The 14,760-nt window shown below is 71.0% G+C and carries 17 protein-coding genes; 5 read left to right on the top strand and 12 right to left on the bottom strand.

From position 1 onward, the window contains the following. Positions 1–12 precede the first annotated feature (12 nt). Entirely contained in the window at positions 13–507 is a 495-nt protein-coding gene (locus tag C6C15_RS05750; RefSeq protein ID WP_060923135.1) for a YcxB family protein, read from the top strand. Between the two features lie 9 nt (positions 508–516). Here the strand turns inward: C6C15_RS05750 and C6C15_RS05745 are convergent, their stop codons facing one another. After that, entirely contained in the window at positions 517–891 is a 375-nt protein-coding gene (locus C6C15_RS05745) for a twin-arginine translocase TatA/TatE family subunit (RefSeq protein ID WP_105949520.1), read from the bottom strand. 90 nt (positions 892–981) lie between these two features. Between C6C15_RS05745 and C6C15_RS05740 the strand changes: the two genes are divergently transcribed. Then, positions 982–1,620, top strand: coding sequence for an O-methyltransferase (locus C6C15_RS05740; protein ID WP_060923137.1), 639 nt, complete (start codon positions 982–984; stop codon positions 1,618–1,620). Between the two features lie 81 nt (positions 1,621–1,701). On the opposite strand, the gene C6C15_RS05735 is transcribed toward C6C15_RS05740, so the two are convergent. From C6C15_RS05735 to dapE, 3 genes are all read right to left on the bottom strand, one after another. After that, positions 1,702–1,875 (bottom strand): DUF3117 domain-containing protein, encoded by a 174-nt coding sequence (locus tag C6C15_RS05735; RefSeq protein ID WP_071328210.1) that lies wholly within the window; start codon positions 1,873–1,875, stop codon positions 1,702–1,704. Between the two features lie 93 nt (positions 1,876–1,968). After that, positions 1,969–3,186 carry a hypothetical protein gene (locus C6C15_RS05730; protein WP_105949519.1) on the bottom strand — a complete coding sequence of 406 codons (1,218 nt, stop codon included), beginning with the start codon at positions 3,184–3,186 and terminating at the stop codon, positions 1,969–1,971. Beyond that, positions 3,168–4,241: a succinyl-diaminopimelate desuccinylase gene (gene dapE, locus C6C15_RS05725; protein WP_060923139.1), complete on the bottom strand. Its 1,074-nt coding sequence runs from the start codon at positions 4,239–4,241 to the stop codon at positions 3,168–3,170. The genes C6C15_RS05730 and dapE overlap by 19 nt, the downstream gene beginning before the upstream one ends. 66 nt (positions 4,242–4,307) lie before the next feature. On the opposite strand from dapE, the gene dapD reads away from it, so the two are divergent. Together dapD and C6C15_RS05715 are read left to right on the top strand one after the other, a co-directional pair. Then, positions 4,308–5,261 (top strand): 2,3,4,5-tetrahydropyridine-2,6-dicarboxylate N-succinyltransferase, encoded by a 954-nt coding sequence (gene dapD / locus C6C15_RS05720; protein WP_105949518.1) that lies wholly within the window; start codon positions 4,308–4,310, stop codon positions 5,259–5,261. A 237-nt stretch (positions 5,262–5,498) separates the two neighbouring features. Beyond that, positions 5,499–6,866 carry a DEAD/DEAH box helicase gene (locus C6C15_RS05715; RefSeq protein WP_062766414.1) on the top strand — a complete coding sequence of 456 codons (1,368 nt, stop codon included), beginning with the start codon at positions 5,499–5,501 and terminating at the stop codon, positions 6,864–6,866. Positions 6,867–6,946: 80 nt separating this feature from the next. On the opposite strand, the gene C6C15_RS05710 is transcribed toward C6C15_RS05715, so the two are convergent. The 6 genes from C6C15_RS05710 to C6C15_RS05685 form a co-directional block, all read right to left on the bottom strand. Beyond that, a complete protein-coding gene (locus tag C6C15_RS05710) occupies positions 6,947–8,236 on the bottom strand; it encodes a citrate synthase (protein ID WP_105949517.1) in 1,290 nt (429 codons plus the stop codon). Between the two features lie 190 nt (positions 8,237–8,426). Then, positions 8,427–9,539, bottom strand: a complete 1,113-nt coding sequence (dapC, locus tag C6C15_RS05705; protein WP_105949516.1) for a succinyldiaminopimelate transaminase — start codon at positions 9,537–9,539, stop codon at positions 8,427–8,429. 9 nt (positions 9,540–9,548) lie between these two features. Next, positions 9,549–9,869, bottom strand: coding sequence for a ferredoxin (gene fdxA / locus C6C15_RS05700; RefSeq protein ID WP_017203330.1), 321 nt, complete (start codon positions 9,867–9,869; stop codon positions 9,549–9,551). 9 nt (positions 9,870–9,878) lie between these two features. After that, complete coding sequence (locus C6C15_RS05695; RefSeq protein ID WP_060922743.1) at positions 9,879–10,289, bottom strand: hypothetical protein; 411 nt, start codon at positions 10,287–10,289, stop codon at positions 9,879–9,881. A 40-nt stretch (positions 10,290–10,329) separates the two neighbouring features. Further along, positions 10,330–10,644, bottom strand: a complete 315-nt coding sequence (locus tag C6C15_RS05690) for an AzlD domain-containing protein (protein WP_060922742.1) — start codon at positions 10,642–10,644, stop codon at positions 10,330–10,332. Further along, a complete protein-coding gene (locus tag C6C15_RS05685) occupies positions 10,641–11,351 on the bottom strand; it encodes an AzlC family ABC transporter permease (protein ID WP_105950769.1) in 711 nt (236 codons plus the stop codon). The genes C6C15_RS05690 and C6C15_RS05685 overlap by 4 nt, the downstream gene beginning before the upstream one ends. A gap of 96 nt (positions 11,352–11,447) precedes the next feature. Between C6C15_RS05685 and C6C15_RS05680 the strand changes: the two genes are divergently transcribed. After that, on the top strand, positions 11,448–11,996 hold the full coding sequence (locus tag C6C15_RS05680) for a helix-turn-helix domain-containing protein (RefSeq protein WP_105949515.1): 549 nt from the start codon (positions 11,448–11,450) through the stop codon (positions 11,994–11,996). Between the two features lie 3 nt (positions 11,997–11,999). Here C6C15_RS05680 and C6C15_RS05675 read toward each other — a convergent pair whose 3' ends face one another. Both C6C15_RS05675 and glsA read right to left on the bottom strand, forming a co-directional pair. After that, complete coding sequence (locus tag C6C15_RS05675) at positions 12,000–13,625, bottom strand: MFS transporter (RefSeq protein ID WP_105949514.1); 1,626 nt, start codon at positions 13,623–13,625, stop codon at positions 12,000–12,002. Next, complete coding sequence (gene glsA, locus C6C15_RS05670) at positions 13,622–14,674, bottom strand: glutaminase A (protein WP_105949513.1); 1,053 nt, start codon at positions 14,672–14,674, stop codon at positions 13,622–13,624. Before glsA ends, C6C15_RS05675 begins: the two co-directional genes overlap by 4 nt. Between the last annotated feature and the right edge of the window lie 86 nt (positions 14,675–14,760).

The following is a 14,760-nucleotide window of genomic DNA, read 5'->3' as shown; positions in this document are numbered from 1 at the left end:
GAGGATGGACGGATGCCGCACCGATCTGTGACCGTGGATGAGAGCCTGCTGCGGCGGATGGCGCGTGACGCCACCGTCTACTCCCTGACCAGGCCCGTCGCGATCGTGATGTGGGTCGCACTGGCAGCCGGACTGGTCCTCTCCGTCTTCACGCTCAACGACCTCCTCTCCCGCGGAGCGGAGGTCAGCACGATCGTCGCCTGGCTGCCCGCCGTGACGGTGGCACTGGGTGCCTACGCGGTGATCCTGACCACCTCGAGCGCCCGCAAGGCCGTCCGTGCCGCGATGCCGGTCGAGAGCGTGGTCTGGGTCGCGCTGGACGAGGACAGGCTGCAGCTGGGAAGCGATCGCCGCCGCTCCGAGATCCCGTACCGCACGTTCCAGAGCCTCCGTGTCGGCAGGGACGCCGTGATCTTCAAGGTGCGCGATGCCTCGGTCGCCACCGCGATCCCGCGCTCGCTGTTCAGCGACGAGGAGCTGACGATGCTGCGGACCCGGATCTCCTGAACCGACGACTCAGGTCGCCTCGGTGTCGAACGGCGGGCGGTTCTCGGCGCTGAAGGTCGGCGGCGCGGTGCGCGGGGCCACCGGCTCCGCGATCGTCGCCGTCGCCTGCGCGGGGGTCGCGGGCTCCGGCTCCTCCAGGAGCGCGTCGCGGATGATGCGCCGGGGGTCGTACTGCCGCGGGTCCAGCTTGCGCCAGTCCACGTCGTCGAGTTCCGGACCCATTTCCTCGCGGACGCGGGACTTCGTGTCGCGGATGTACTCGCCGGCCCTGCGCACGATGCTCGCGAAGGCCTCCGCGGCACGCGGCAGACGCTCGGGGCCGATGATCAGCACTGCGATCAGGCCGATGAGCAGCAGCTTCTCGAAGGTGAGGCCGAACGTCATGTGACCAGGCTACCGCCGCGCCTGCGGGCTCTGCGCGCGGTGAGCGAATACCCTGGACACATCAGCCATGCACGCAGGGAGAGGCAGGTCATGAGCGAGCACGACGCCAACGCGCGCTTCCTTCGCGAGTCCATCGTCGAGCCGGAGACCATCGCCCGCGCTCGCACCCACGCCGTGGAGCTCGGGGCGGCCCCCATCAGCGCCGTCGTCGGTTCGCAGATCGCGGTGCTCGCCGCCGCGGGCACCGCCCGCTCCATCGTCGAGATCGGAACCGGCGCCGGCGTCTCCGGACTCTGGCTGCTGCGCGGGGCACCGAACGCGGTGCTGACCTCGATCGACAACGAGCCCGAGCACCTCGCCGCCGCCCGTCAGGCGTTCGCGGACGCGAAGGTGCCCGCCACCCGCGCGCGGTTCATCGCCGGACGCGCGATCGACGTGCTCCCCCGCATGAACGAGGCGTCGTACGACATCGTCCTCGTCGACGCCGACCCCGAGAACGTCATCGAGTACGTCTCGCACGGACTCCGTCTCGCTCGTACCGGTGGCCTGGTGCTCGTGCCCCGCATCCTCGCCGGGGGCCGCGTGGCCGACCCGGTCCAGCGCGACGACATCACCTCCGCCTATCGATCGCTCGTCCAGGAGACGCAGGAATCGTCGGCGGTGCTGGCCACGGTCTCGCCCGCGGGCGAGGGCCTGCTGCAGCTGATCCGCCTCGACGACCGCGCCTGAGCGGCACCTCCACACGACAAGAGGGCGAGGGATCCGCGATCCCTCGCCCTCTGCGGTCGCGCTTCAGCGGACCGGGTTCGATCAGGCCGGGGCCACGACGGCACCGAGCACGTCGTGAAGCTCCTTGGCCTCGGCGTCGTTCACGGAGACGACCAGGCGGCCTCCTCCTTCGAGCGGAACACGCACGATGATGAGTCGTCCCTCTTTCACGGCCTCCATGGGTCCGTCTCCGGTCCTCGGCTTCATCGCTGCCATCGTGGCTCCCTTTCCTCCGGTGGTATGGGACGAGTTTATCGGGTGCGACCGCGCCGTGGACGTCACGGGGACACAATCCGCTCCCCCGCGTCGTCAGGGCACCTGCCAGAACGTACTGCCGAGGGCATACACGTGGTAGATCCACACCCACTGGCCGACCAGGCACAGTGCCAGCACCCCCAGGCGCCAGGTTCGTGACCGGGGCACCGCGACCGCACCCCACGCCGGGCTGAGCGGCAGCAGCAGGCGGAAGGTGCTCGACTGCGGGAAGAACACTGCGAGCAGATAGAGCAGGTAGCTCGCGCTCCAGAGACGGAGGTCCGGGCCGAGCGCGCGCACCTGCGGGGACAGCATCAGCGCCGCGCCCGCCGCGACGACGAGGACGACGAGGGCGACCGGTCCCCAGGCCGGTGGCAGACCCCACAGCTCGAACCAGAAGTGCGACGCCTGCACCCACCCCTCGAAGGGCACGAAGCCCTCGACTCCCCCGGCGATCCAGTGTCGTCGCCAGGCGAGTTCGGTGGCGAGGTAGGCGCCGGGGTCACCGGTCACGACACCGGCGATCAGCTGCCAGGCGAACCCGGTGGCCGTCGCGAGCGCGCCGAGGGCGACGATGTGCACGATCTCCCTGGCGCCCAGCGGATCGGTGCGGCGATGCCGCCAGCGGAGGATGCCGTGCAGACCGAGGTACAGGGCGAAGGCGAGCACGCCGGGGCGGGTGAACCCCAGCACCGGGATGAGCACGTACAGCCAGGTGTAGTTCCGCCGGATCGTCGCATCCAGCGCGAGGAAGAGCAGCAGCAGGAAGAGCGTCTCCGCGTAGCCGACCTGGAACAGCGCGGCCAGCGGCCCGGACGCGAAGAAGACGACGGCCCACAGCGCCGCTGCGTTCCCGATGCGGTCGCGGAGCAGACGATGCAGGGCGAGACAGGCAAGGTAGCCGGCTCCGAGCGAGAGCACGAGAGCGCCCGCGCCCCAGGAGCCGAGCACGAAGCCCAACGCCTTGGCGGCGTACGCGAACACGGGCATGAAGGCCCACGCGTTCTCGGCCACCTGCCCGTCATCGGTCAGCGGGAGGTCGGCGGGATAGCCGTGCACCGCCACCTGCCAGTACCACTGCGCATCCCACGCGAGGACGAAGTCCACGAGCCCGGCGTCGCCGCCGAAGCGCGAGAACACCGTGGACAGGGCGGCCGCTGCGATGAGGAATCCGGTCGTCACGACCCGTGCGAGGACGTAGACGATGCCGATGCGCAGAGCCAGCGGTATCCGCGCCCAGCGCCGTGCGAGCGTCAGTGCGACGTCAGCCATGCGCGCAGACCCCGCTCGACGGCGTCGATCTGGGCGAGCGGCACACGCTCCTCGTCGTGATGGGCGAGATGCGGGTCGCCCGGCCCGTAGTTCACGGCCGGGATGCCGAGGGCCGAGAACCGCGCCACGTCGGTCCAGCCGTACTTCGGCTGCGGCTCCGCGCCGACAGCCGCGACGAACCGGCGCGCGATGTCCGCGTCCAGGCCGGGGCGGGCACCTTCGGCGGCATCCGTGATCTCGACGTCGAATCCGGCGAGCACCGCTCGGACGTGAGCCTCGGCGTCGGCCGCGGACTTGCTCGGCGCGAAGCGGTAGTTGACCTCGACCTCGCAGGCGTCCGGGATGACGTTGCCCGCGACTCCTCCCGCGATGCGGACCGCACTGAGGCCCTCCCGATAGAGAAGTCCCTCGACCATCACCTCGCGCGCTCGGTACTCGGACAGCCGGGTGAGGATGGGCGCCGCGCGATGGATCGCGTTCTCGCCGATCCAGGCTCTGGCGCTGTGCGCGCGGACGCCCGTGGTCCGCACGATCGCCCGCAGCGTGCCGTTGCATCCCCCCTCGACCTGGCCGTTCGAGGGCTCCCCGAGGATGGCGAAATCGGCCTGGAACAGGTCGGGACGCGCTGCGGCGAGAAGCCCGAGGCCGTTCAGGGAGGCCGCGACCTCCTCGTTGTCGTACCACATCCAGGTCACGTCGATCGCGGGGTCGGTGAGCTCGGCGGCCAGCTTGAGCTGCACCGCGACCCCCGCTTTCATGTCGACGGTGCCGCGACCCCACAGATACGGCACGCCGTCGATCTCGATGTCGCGCGTGGGCAGGTTGTCGTTGAGGGGCACGGTGTCGATGTGCCCGGCGATCGCGACGCGCTGCGCCCGACCGAGATCCGTGCGGGCGACGACCGTGTTGCCGTGCCGGATGACCTCCAGGTGCGGCAGACCGGACACGGCCTCCTCGATCAGGTCGGCCAGTGTCTTCTCGTCGCCGGAGACACTCGGGACGTCGCAGATCGCGCGGGTGATGTCGGCGGAGGACGCGGTCAGATCGAGCACCATGCCCCCAGCCTACTGATGCCCGTCATGCGGGACGGGACACCGTCGTCGGCGCGATACCGTGGAGGCATGAGCGACGCACGATCTGTCTCGGGACTCGGCCTGACGACCACCGCGAGCGACGGCACGGTCCTCGACGCGTGGTACCCGGAGGTCCGCTCGTCCGCGCCGTCCGACGCCGAGGTCGCCGCCGCGCGCACAGCACTCGACGCACAGACCGGACCGGACGAGCGCCGCGACGTCACCCTCGCGGTGATCGAGCTCACGATCGACCTGGACGCGGCCCCGATCTCCACCGCGGACGCCTATCTGCGCCTGCACGCGCTGTCGCACCTGCTCGTGCAGCCGAACGCCCTCAACCTCGACGGCATCTTCGGTCACCTGCCGAACGTCGCCTGGACCAATGCCGGCCCGCTGCTCCCCGCCGACGCCGCGCGCCTGCGTCCGCAGCTCCAGCGCGCCGGGATCCAGATCCAGGGCCTGGACAAGTTCCCTCGTCTCACCGACTACGTGCAGCCCGCCGGAGTGCGCATCGCCGACGCCTCGCGCGTGCGGCTCGGCGCTCACCTCGCGCCCGGCACCACGGTCATGCACGAGGGCTTCGTCAACTTCAATGCGGGCACCCTCGGCGCCTCGATGGTCGAGGGTCGCATCTCGCAGGGCGTGGTGGTCGGCGACGGCAGCGACATCGGCGGCGGCGCCTCGATCATGGGCACGCTCTCCGGCGGCGGGTCGCATCGCGTGTCGATCGGCGCCCGCACACTTCTCGGCGCGAACGCCGGCATCGGCATCTCCCTCGGCGACGACTGCGTCGTGGAGGCCGGGCTCTACGTCACCGCCGGGACGAAGATCGTGCTCGCCGACGGTCCTGCGACGGCCGATGGCGGCCGCAAGACCGTCAAGGGCGCCGACCTCTCAGGTCAGGACGGCCTGCTCTTCCGTCGTAACTCGCTCACGGGTGCCGTCGAGGCGGTCCGCCGCGCCGGCGTCGGCGTCACGCTCAACGAGGCGCTCCACGCCTGACAGCCCGCCTGCAGCCTTCGACCGGTCTCCGCTGGTAGACTGGCTCCGTTGCCCGCGCCGCCGGCCGGTCAGCATCGTCGTCGTCTAGGGGTCTCCGAGGACCGAAGCGAGCGCCCGCGCTCCCCTCTCCAGCCCGAACTGGCCATTCGCACGGCGAACGGACGCGCACTCGCTGCGTCTTCGCCCACCTCACCCCACTATCCCGCGCCGTTCTCGTGCGCTGACGGAGTTCTCTGCATGCCTTCCTTCCTCGATCTCGGCGTCCCCGCCGAGCTCGCCACCGTTCTCGCCGCCTCCGGAAAGACCGAGGCGTTCGCGATCCAGCGTGACACCCTGCCCGACTCGCTCGCCGGCCGTGACCTCCTCGGTCGCGGACGGACGGGCAGTGGCAAGACCATCGCCTTCGCGCTCCCGCTCGTCGCCCGCCTGGCGGCCTCCGGCCACAAGCGCCGGTCCGGCCTGCCCCGCGGCCTCGTGCTCGCCCCCACCCGCGAGCTCGCCACCCAGATCGCGGCGACCGTCGCCCCGCTCGCGGAGGCCGTCGGCCTCCGGGTCACCACCGTGTTCGGCGGCGTCAGCCAGCGTCCGCAGGAGCAGGCGCTGCAGGGCGGCGTCGATATCGTCGTCGCCTGCCCCGGCCGCCTGGAAGACCTCATGAAGCAGCAGGTCGTGCGCCTCAGCGCGATCGAGGTCACCGTGCTCGACGAGGCCGACCACATGGCCGACCTCGGGTTCCTCCCCGGCGTCACCCGCATCCTCTCGGCGACCCCCGCCGACGGTCAGCGCCTGCTCTTCAGCGCCACGCTGGACCGCGGCATCGACACCCTCGCCCGCCGGTTCCTCACGAACGCCGTCAGCCACGAGGTCGACGAGGCGAGCGTGCCCGTCGGCGAGATGACCCACCGGGTGCTCGTCGTCGACTCCCCCGAGAACAAGACCGTGCTGGTGCGCGACCTCGCCTCGGGCACCGGCCGTCGCATCCTCTTCACGCGCACCAAGCACCAGGCGAAGAAGCTCGCCAAGCAGCTCACCGCCGCCGGGATCCCGGCCGTGGATCTGCACGGCAACCTGTCCCAGAACGCCAGGGAGCGCAACCTCGGCGCCTTCTCCACCGACCCGGCGGACGGGGGCGTCCGCGTGCTCGTCGCGACCGATGTCGCCGCTCGCGGTGTGCACGTCGACAACGTCGACCTCGTCGTCCACGTCGACCCGCCCGTCGAGCACAAGGCCTACCTGCACCGCTCGGGCCGCACGGCGCGGGCCGGGGCGGCGGGCACGGTCGTCACCGTGGTCCTGCCCGAGCAGCGCCGCGACGTGAAGGATCTCCTGCGCAAGGCCGCCATCACGGCACCGCTGGAGAACCTCACCGCCGACGCCGTGACCGAGCTCGTCCCCGAGCGGGCGCCGCACGTGCGCCCCGCTCCCCCGCAGCCGCAGCAGCAGCGCTCTGCGAAGCAGCGGCCCGCGGGCGGCGAGAAGAGCACCGCGACCACCCCGCCCTCCCGCCGTCGTCGCCGTCCGCGCTCTGCGGGCCAGGGCGCGCCGGGTGCGCAGCGCCAGGGCGGTCAGGGCCGCCAGGGCGCGCGCGGCGGCCAGGGACGCTGATCCCGGCTCGCGCCTGACGACGACGAAGGCCCCCTCGCACTCCGGTGCGAGGGGGCCTTCGGCGTCTGCGACGCCCGCGCTCAGCGCGTCGGGAAGGCGCGCTCCGGCGACCCGGTGTAGAGCTGCTGCGGACGGCCGATCTTCGTCTGCGGGTCGAGCTGGAGCTCGCGCCACTGGGCGAGCCAGCCGGGCAGGCGGCCGATCGCGAACAGGACCGTGAACATCCGCGTGGGGAAGCCCATCGCCTTGTAGATCACGCCCGTGTAGAAGTCGACGTTCGGGTACAGGCGCCGCTCACGGAAGTAGTCGTCCGCGAGGGCGATCTCCTCGAGCTCCTTCGCGAGGTCCAGGAGCGGGTCGGTGACGCCGAGCGAGCTCAGCACCTCGTCCGCGGCCTCCTTGACGAGCTTGGCGCGCGGGTCGTAGTTCTTGTAGACCCGGTGCCCGAAGCCCATCAGCTTCACGCCCTCTTCCTTGTTCTTCACCCGCTCGACGAACCGGGAGACGCTCTGGCCCGAGTCGCGGATCTGGCCGAGCATGGTCAGCACAGCCTCGTTCGCGCCGCCGTGCAGCGGACCCGAGAGCGCCTGGATGCCGGCCGAGACGGAGGCGAACTGGTTGGCTCCCGTGGAGCCGACCAGGCGGACGGTGGAGGTCGAGGCGTTCTGCTCGTGGTCCTCGTGCAGGATGAGCAGCAGTTCGAGGGCCTTCACCATGGTCGGGTTGATCTCGTAAGGCTCGGAGTTCACGCCGAAGTTCAGCTTCAGGAAGTTCTCCACGAAGCCGAGCGAGTTGTCCGGGTAGAGGAACGCCTGGCCGACGCTCTTCTTGTGCGCGTAGGCGGCGATGACCGGAAGCTTGGCGAGCATGCGGATGGTGTTCAGCTCGACGTGCTCGGGGTTGTGCGGGTCGGTCTGGCCCTCGTAGTACGTCGACAGGGCCGCGACGGCGGAGGACAGCACCGACATGGGATGCGCGGTGTGCGGCAGCGCCGAGAAGAAGCGCTTGAGGTCCTCGTGCAGCAGCGTGTGGCGGCGGATCTTCTCGTCGAACTCCGCCAGCTCGCCGGCGGACGGCAGCTCGCCGTAGATGAGCAGCCACGCGACCTCGAGGTAGCTGGTGCTGCCGGCGAGCTGCTCGATCGGGTAGCCGCGGTAGCGCAGGATGCCCTTGTCTCCGTCGATGAACGTGATGTCCGACTTCGTGGAGGCGGTGTTGACGAAGCCGTAGTCGAGACCGGTGTAGCCGGTCTGACGGGTCAGCGTCGAGAAGTCGATACTGTCGTGGCCCGCGGTACCGCGCACCAGGGGGAATTCGGCGGTAGTCTCGCCGATCGTCAGCTTCGCCGTCTGGTCTGCCGCAGCGCTCACGCGGACCTCCTCCTTCTGTCTGATCGCCCCGGCGTCGCGGGCGTCAGCAAGTTCTTGATCAAGCCGGAACTGGCGATCTCTCGGGCGCCGAGCGCCTGGCCGGGTGCCGACCGAATCGCCTTTACAGCCTAGTCGTCGCGCAGGCCTACTGTGACAACGGCCAAAGAGATCGGCGCAACAGGGAGGGTTCCTACAGAACCGCTCCGCGCAGGCGCTGAGCCGCCTCGGCCACGCGGTCGGTCGGCGCCGTGAGCGACAACCGCACGTGCTCGGGTGAGGAGGCACCGTAGAAGTGCCCGGGGCCCGCGAGGATCCCGAGGTCGGCGAGGCGCGCCATCGACTCCCAGGCGTCGCGTCCCTCGGTCGCCCAGATGTACAGCCCCGCCTCCGAGCCGTCGATGCGGAAGCCGGCAGCCTCGACGGCGGGCAGCAGCAGCGCCCGCCGCTCACGGTAGAGCTCCTTCTGCGCCGCGACGTGTGCATCGTCACCGAGGGCGACGATCATCGCCTGCTGCACCGGCGCGGGCGGCATGAGGCCGAGGTGCTTGCGTGCGGCGAGGAGCTCACCGACCACGCGGGCGCAGCCTGCGACGAAGGCCGCCCGATAACCCGCGAGGTTGGACTGCTTGCTCAGCGAGTACACGCTGAGCAGATTCGCCCGCGTGCCACCGGTCACCCTCGGGTCGAGCACCGACGGGATGGGCTCCTCGGTCCACGGACCGTCCCATCCCAGTTCGGCGTAGCACTCGTCGCTGGCCAGCACGGCCCCCAGCTCACGCGCCCGCTGCACAGCCACGGAGAGCTCGTCGACGGTCCACGTGCGACCGTCCGGGTTGCCCGGGGTGTTGATCCAGATGAGCCGCGCGCCCTCCGGCCATTCCGCCGGGTCGTCGGCCGCGACAGGCGTCGCCCCGGCGACCCGCGCGCCGACGTCGTACGTCGGGTAGGCGACGCGGGGGTGCACCACGATGTCTCCGGCGCCGAGACCCAGCAGCGTGGGCAGCAGCGCGACGAGCTCCTTGGAGCCGATCGTCGGCAGCACGTTGTCGACCCGGAGGTCCGGGACGCCGCGGCGGCGGGCGTACCAGTCGACGATCGCCTCCCGGAGCGCGGGGGTGCCGACGGTCTGCGGATAGGCGTGGGCGTCGGTCGCCTCGGCGAGGGCCTGACGGACGATCTCCGGCGTGGGATCGACCGGCGAGCCGACGGAGAGATCGACGAGCCCGCCAGGGTGCCGGGCGGCGCGCTCGCGATACGGGACCACGGCGTCCCACGGGTAGTCGGCGAGGTCGCGGACGCTCACGGAGCGGGCCTACTCGCCCTGCGGCGGGAGCGCGGCGATGATCGGGTGGTCGAACGGGTAGACGCCGACCTTGGCGGCGCCTCCGGGCGAGCCGATCTCGTCGAAGAACTCGACGTTGGCCTTGTAGTAGTCCTGCCACTCGTCTGGGAGGTCGTCCTCGTAGTAGATCGCCTCGACGGGGCACACCGGCTCGCACGCTCCGCAGTCCACGCACTCATCCGGGTGGATGTAGAGCGACCGTTCGCCCTCGTAGATGCAGTCAACGGGGCACTCGTCGATGCAGGCGCGATCCTTGACATCGACGCACGGGAGGGCGATCACATACGTCACCCCCTCAGTCTACGACCCGTGGACCTCGGGTTCCTCCGAGGACGGCGTGGCGGGGCGGACCGGCTGCCGGGAGAACGACGGCCACGCGATGACGAGCAGCACGATGCCGGCGGCGAGATAGGTCCAGATGCGCCCGGCGAGGGTGTCCTGCACGACGACGGAGCCACCGGGACCGACGCCCGAGATGAGCACGATCATGCCCAGCATCCCGAGTCCGGCGGCGACGGCGGCGCCCCGGTCATGGGTGAGCGCCCGCACGGCGATGAGGATCGCGGCGCAGGCGATGGCGGCGACGATCAGGCCGATCGGGATCGGCCCCCACATGACGCTGTGCGCGATGGTCCCGGCCACGCCGTAGACCCCACCCACCAGGGCAGCAGCCACCCAGGACAGCACCCTCGACAACCACTTCCCGCGCACCCCCCGATCCTACCCGGGCACTGTCCGGCGAAACGACGTGTCAGGCGGCGAGACCCCCCAGCCGCAGCAGCGCGGCGACGAGGGCGGCGGCTGCCACCACCACGAGGAACGACTGCCGCAGCCAGAGGAGTCCCGCCGCGACGAGCAGGGCGGGGACACGCGCGTCGACGGTGATGGCCTGCCCGTCGCCGAGCGACTGCACCGCGACGAGGGCGGCGAGCAGCGCGACGGTGAGGAGATCGGAGATACGGGCGGGGCGCGGGGCTTCGAGCACCTTCGGCGGCACGAGGTAGCCCACGGCCTTCAGTGCGAGGCAGATCAGGGCGGCGAGGAGGATGGCGCTCCAGAGACTCATGCGCCGACCTCCCCGTCGCCGACCTCTGCGGCTCGCGGTGCCTCCAGCCAGTTGAACCACCCGACGACGATCGCGACGAGCGCGGCGACCAGCACGGGGAGTCCCGGCAGGAGGAACGGGGTCAGGGCGGCCGCGATCACGGCCGCCGCGATCCCGACGGCGACCGCCTGCCGCCGGCGCAGTCGCGGCCACAGCAGGGCGAGGAACGCTGCGGCCGCCGCGGCATCCAGGCCCCACGCCTTCGGGTCGCCGAGCACGTCGCCGACCAGCGCGCCGATGAGAGTGGTGAGGTTCCAGCCCAGGAAGATGCCGACCCCGGTGACCCAGAAGCCCACCCGGCGCAGGCGCGGATCGTCCTGCGCGATCGCCACCGCCGTGGACTCGTCGATGGTGAAGTGCGCGGCGACGGCCCGTCGCGCCGGTCCCCCGCCGACGACCGGCGACATGCGCATGCCGTAGGCGACGTTGCGCACGCCGAGGAGGGCGGCCGACGCGATCGCCGACGGCAGCGCGGCCAAGCCGCCGGCGGCGAAGACGCCCACGAAGGCGAACTGGGATCCGCCGGTGAACATGAGGAGGCTGAGCACGCACGCCTGCCACACGTCGAGGCCCGCGGCCACGGCGAGCGCACCGAAGGAGATGCCATAGGCACTCGTGGCGAGCACGACGCCGAGGGACTCACGCCACACCTCACGTCCAGCGGTCATCGACAGCCATCCGTTCGCTTCACTGAACACACGATCATCATTCTGAACATGGCGCTCGGCATAGTCAAGCGAACGATCGTTTGCCATGATGAACGCATGGAGGATCTCCGCACCCGCATCGCCCGCACGCTCCGCCGCGAGCGCGAGACGGCGAACCTGTCCGTCTCGGAGCTCGCCCGCCGGGCCGGCATCTCCAAGGCCACGGTCTCCCAGCTCGAGAGCGGCGCAGGCAATCCGAGCGTGGAGACGCTGTGGGCGCTGGGCGTCGCGCTCGGTGTCCCGTTCGCGGTGCTCGTCGACCAGCAGGCCAACGCCCCCACCCTCATCCGCGCCGACGACCTCGCGGGGGTGCCCTCCGCTGCCGCCGCCTACAGCGCCACACTCCTCTCGGCGAGCCCTCCGGGCGCCCGGCGCGACGTGTACCTCATCCAGGCGGAGCCCGGCGACCCCCGCCGCTCGGACCCCCACCATGCGGGCACGATCGAGCACGTGATCCTCATCGCCGGGCAGGCGCGGGTCGGCCCGCCCGAGGATGCCGTGGTGCTGAACCCGGGCGACTACCTGACGTATGCCGGCGACGCGGCGCACGTGTTCGAGGCCATCGCGCCCGGGACGAGCGCCGTGCTCATCTCCGAGCTCCGCTGAGGATCACTCCCCCGGCCCGGCCGGCGAGGGATCCGGGATCTCGTGCGGACGGTAGTTCGGCAGGCGCGACGCCGGCAGGATCGCGAGCGCGCTCACCGCGGCGAGGATCAGCAGGCCGAGCTTGAGCGTGCGCAGGCGCGACTCCTCGTTCACGGCGACCGCGGCGTCGACCTGTTCCGGCGTCGCGTCCGTGGTGTCCAGGACCGCACGCAGCTCGTCGTTGCTGACGAAGTTCACCTCGTTCAGGTCGATCTGCGACACCAGCGACGGCGGCAGTTCCGGATGCTCCACGACCGCGCGTCCGACGTTGAGCGCGAGCAGCGAGACCAGCAGCGCCCCGGCGAGCGCCGTCCCGACCGCGGAGGCGAGGTTCTGCGTGGTGCCGCGCAACGATCCCACGTCGCCGGCGAGCTCCGGCGGTGCCGCGGTCACGAGCACGTTGAACACCAGCGTGACGAGGGCTCCCTGGCCGATGCCGAACACGATGAGTCCGGCGATGGTCGGCACCGTCTCCCAGTTGTTGGTCACGACGACCGAGAGCCAGACCAGCGCCGCCGTGGTGAGGATGAACCCGAAGACGCCGATCGTGCGCGGCGGGTAGCGCGTGTAGAACCGGACGACGAGCGTCGCCGTCACGAACACCGTGAGGTTGAACGGCATCATCGCGAGGGCGGTGTCGAACGGCGTCCGCCCCTGGACGATCTGGATGTACAGCGGCACCGTGAAGTTCACGCAGGCTTCCAGCGCCACGACGATGAACATGGCGTACACCGCGGCGCGCTCCCGGGACGACCCCAGCACGCTCAGGTCGATGAGCGGCACCTTCCCCTCGGCCATCCGCCGCCGGGTCCACAGGAAGAACCCCTGGCCCAGGATGATCCCCGACACGATGAAGATCGGTGCCGGCGAGAGCCCGAGGATGGAGAACGGGGCGGACGGCGCCGCCGCGAGCGCTCCCCAGCTGTTCAGGTTGTTGAATCCGAGGGTCAGCAGCACGATCGCCGCGCCGATGAGGAGCGCCGCGACGAGATCGATGCGGATCGCCGCATCGCCGCGATCGCCGCGCAGCGTGAAGCTCAGCGCGAAGACCGCGACGGCGATCGCCAGCACGATGACGAAGAGCGGACGCCACCCGACGAGCGTCCCGAGCGTCCCTCCGATGAGGAAGGCGCTGACGCCGGAGATCGCGCGTGCCGAGCCGATCGCGCCGATGGCCGTGGCCTGCTGCGGGCCCCGGTAGTTCTCGGCGATCAGAGCCACGATCGAGGGGACGATGATCGCCGCGGCCGCTCCCGCCACAGCCTGCCCGGCGATGGCCCACCAGACGGTCGGGGCGAGGAGCATCATCACGGCCGACCCCGCGAAGAGCGCGACGACGACGCGGAAGATCAGCACCCAGCCGACGCGCTGCCCGAGCTTGGCCCCGGTCATCACGAGCGCCGCGACGGCGAGGCCGTACATCACGATCGTCGTGCTCGCGACGGTCGGCGGGACGCCGAAGTCGCTCACCATGCCGCCGAGGGAGATCGGCAGCGCTGCGACGTTGAAGGACATGAGCACCTGTGCGAGGAACAGGCTGACCATCGGCAGCCAGGACGTCTTCGCGGGGGCGGGGGCCGTGCGGGTCATGAGCGCTCTCCTTCCGAGGCTGACGAGACACGCGCCTCGCCGGCATGCGCGGGCGCGGGCGCGGAGGCGAAGAGGTTCAGCCCCAGCGACCGCGACAGGTGGCCGATCGCCATCTGCGACCGGATCGAGTTGCCCGCCTCGTCCAGCCGGGGCGAGAAGCCGGCGACGGCGCCCTTGCCGGGAGAGACGGCGACGAGGCCGCCCGAGACGCCCGACTTGGCCGGAAGGCCGATCTCGAACAGCCAGTCCCCGGACCGCTCGTACAGCCCGCTCGCCGCGACGACGGCGAGCGTGTCACGGCAGACGTCCGCGGAGACCACCCGCTCTCCCGTCACGGGGTTGACCCCGCCGTCGGCGAGCGTGGCCCCCATGACGGCGAGGTCGTGCGCGGTCACGCTGAGCGCGCACTGACGGGTGTAGACGTCGACGATCTCGTCCGGATCGCCGGCCAGTCGTCTGTAGCTGCGCAGCAGCCATCCGAGTGCGCGGTTGCGCTCGTTCGACCCGGCCTCGGAGGCGTAGACCTCGCCGTCCAGGCTCAGCGGTCGTCCGGCGAACGCGGACAGCCCCTCGCGGACGCGCTCCCACTGCTCCACCGCCGTGGCGCCGGGCATCAGCGCCGTGGTCGCGATCGCCCCGGCGTTGACCATCGGGTTGCGCGGATGCCCGTCGTTGAGCTCCAGCGCCACCACCGAGTTGAAGGCGAGGCCGGTGTTGTTGACGCCCACGATCTCGCGGACCCGCTCGTGGCCGTGCTCCTGGATCGCCAGCGCGTAGACGAACATCTTCGAGATCGACTGGATGGAGAACGCGTGCAGCGCGTCTCCGGCGTCGTGGATGCCGCCGCCCACCTCGATCACCGCGAGCCCGAACAGCTCCGGATCGACCGCGGCGAGGACGGGGATGTAGTCCGCCACCTCCCCGGACACCTCGTCCGCGTACCGGGCGTGCGCCTCCCGCACGAGCTCGTCCACCCGCTCCCATCCGGGAAGCGTGCCCGTGGAGACCTCCTGCGGGACGTCGAGCCAGACGGTGGGGTCGAGCACCATTCCTCCTCGGAAATCGCGACGCCCCCAGCCGTCTCCCTGTCACGGTAGCGTCCGTGTCGGGTGACGGCTAGGGGCAATCGTTCGCG

The organism is Microbacterium sp. str. 'China' (genome assembly GCF_002993305.1).
GTDB classification, from domain to species: Bacteria; Actinomycetota; Actinomycetes; order Actinomycetales; family Microbacteriaceae; genus Microbacterium; species Microbacterium paraoxydans.
This window is presented reverse-complemented; position numbering and strand designations above follow the sequence as displayed.

What these genes read in the sequence shown, in the direction of transcription:
- C6C15_RS05750 (WP_060923135.1), top strand. Translation starts at nt 13, where the DNA reads ATGCCGCACCGATCTGTGACCGTGGATGAGAGCCTGCTGCGGCGGATG.
- C6C15_RS05745 (WP_105949520.1), bottom strand. Translation starts at nt 891, where the DNA reads ATGACGTTCGGCCTCACCTTCGAGAAGCTGCTGCTCATCGGCCTGATC.
- C6C15_RS05740 (WP_060923137.1), top strand. Translation starts at nt 982, where the DNA reads ATGAGCGAGCACGACGCCAACGCGCGCTTCCTTCGCGAGTCCATCGTC.
- C6C15_RS05735 (WP_071328210.1), bottom strand. Translation starts at nt 1,875, where the DNA reads ATGGCAGCGATGAAGCCGAGGACCGGAGACGGACCCATGGAGGCCGTG.
- C6C15_RS05730 (WP_105949519.1), bottom strand. Translation starts at nt 3,186, where the DNA reads ATGGCTGACGTCGCACTGACGCTCGCACGGCGCTGGGCGCGGATACCG.
- dapE (WP_060923139.1), bottom strand. Translation starts at nt 4,241, where the DNA reads ATGGTGCTCGATCTGACCGCGTCCTCCGCCGACATCACCCGCGCGATC.
- dapD (WP_105949518.1), top strand. Translation starts at nt 4,308, where the DNA reads ATGAGCGACGCACGATCTGTCTCGGGACTCGGCCTGACGACCACCGCG.
- C6C15_RS05715 (WP_062766414.1), top strand. Translation starts at nt 5,499, where the DNA reads ATGCCTTCCTTCCTCGATCTCGGCGTCCCCGCCGAGCTCGCCACCGTT.
- C6C15_RS05690 (WP_060922742.1), bottom strand. Translation starts at nt 10,644, where the DNA reads ATGAGTCTCTGGAGCGCCATCCTCCTCGCCGCCCTGATCTGCCTCGCA.
- C6C15_RS05685 (WP_105950769.1), bottom strand. Translation starts at nt 11,351, where the DNA reads ATGACCGCTGGACGTGAGGTGTGGCGTGAGTCCCTCGGCGTCGTGCTC.
- C6C15_RS05680 (WP_105949515.1), top strand. Translation starts at nt 11,448, where the DNA reads ATGGAGGATCTCCGCACCCGCATCGCCCGCACGCTCCGCCGCGAGCGC.
- C6C15_RS05675 (WP_105949514.1), bottom strand. Translation starts at nt 13,625, where the DNA reads ATGACCCGCACGGCCCCCGCCCCCGCGAAGACGTCCTGGCTGCCGATG.
- glsA (WP_105949513.1), bottom strand. Translation starts at nt 14,674, where the DNA reads ATGGTGCTCGACCCCACCGTCTGGCTCGACGTCCCGCAGGAGGTCTCC.